The sequence below is a fragment of the Acinetobacter sp. TG2027 genome, assembly GCF_000302435.1.
GTDB classification, from domain to species: Bacteria; Pseudomonadota; Gammaproteobacteria; order Pseudomonadales; family Moraxellaceae; genus Acinetobacter; species Acinetobacter pittii.
In genome coordinates, this window is record NZ_AMJN01000006.1 from 1 (window position 1) to 1,191 (window position 1,191).

2 protein-coding genes are annotated in these 1,191 nt (G+C 45.6%); both read right to left on the reverse strand.

Annotated elements, in window-relative coordinates; translation table 11 throughout:
* On the reverse strand, nucleotides 1-234 hold a 234-nt coding region (locus B806_RS0103045; RefSeq protein WP_017402604.1), incomplete at its 3' end, for a hypothetical protein.
* Between the two features lie 494 nt (nucleotides 235-728).
* On the reverse strand, nucleotides 729-1,191 hold a 463-nt coding region (locus tag B806_RS0103050; RefSeq protein WP_017402605.1), incomplete at its 5' end, for a CoA-transferase.

The window sequence follows — 1,191 nt, forward strand, 5'->3', positions numbered from 1 at the left end:
CGGTAAACCTGCAAGAAGTGCTGACATACGGCCAACGTTACGGTTATCTTCACCGGCTTGGTTGGCACAGCCATAAATCACATCATCGACCTGTTCCCAATCTACACTTGGGTTACGCTGCATGAGCGCTTTAATCGGCACAGCGCCAAGGTCATCGGCACGGACAGGTGCAAGGCCACCGGCATAACGGCCAAATGGAGTACGGATGGCATCGATGATATAAGCGTTTTTCATTCTTACATTTCCATTTTGAAATCTGTTGCTGTCATTGCCACATTGTTAGACTTTTCCAGATTTTGCTGGCGATCATCATGGTTACTAAGTAAAAGTAGTCATGACAGAGTCTTATCGTGTTGAGTCAAATGCCAGTAGCTAATTCTTGTCACTTTTTTAAAAAAGTAACCAAAAACCTTTGTTGAACAGAGGAGGCTTCCATGCCTCCCTGTCCAACGGGCGACATCCATGTCGCCTGTCACAATAGCGAATTACGGTAAAATCCAAATTAATAAGCAAGAACCGTATTCAAAGAGTTCCATTCAGTGTTTCGCGATGGCGACATGGATGTCGCCTCGTTGCTCAGCACAACAGGGATGTTGTGTCTGAGTAACAAAGGATTTTTGTTACTTTTTATCCTTAAAAAGTAAGGTATTGCCTATACAAAGGGCTTTCGAAGACCACTATCATTTACAGGCAATGACGGTAGTAGCATTGGCTATGCTGTGTAAACCTTACCCTTGAGTCGCATTAATCAAAGTTGCACCAGTCAAAGCTTGTAGCTCATCAAAGCTAAGACCTTCAACTTTCTCAATCACCTTTAAACCATCTTTAGTCACATCAATCACACACAGGTCAGTGTAAATACGGTCAACACAGCGTTTACCCGTAACCGGATAGCTCAGCTCAGCCACAATCTTCGGTTCCCCTTGTTTGGTCACATGATCTGTGGTGATAAATACTTTCTTGGCACCCACCGCCAAATCCATCGCACCACCTACCGCAGGAATCGCATCTGGTGCTCCCGTGTGCCAGTTCGCCAAATCACCATTCGCTGCAACCTGAAAGGCACCCAGCACAGCAATATCAAGGTGACCACCACGCATCATGGCAAAGGAGTCACCATGGTGGAAAAAGCTGCCGCCTTCAAGCATGGTCACAAACTCTTTACCCGCATTAATCAGTTCAGGATCTTCT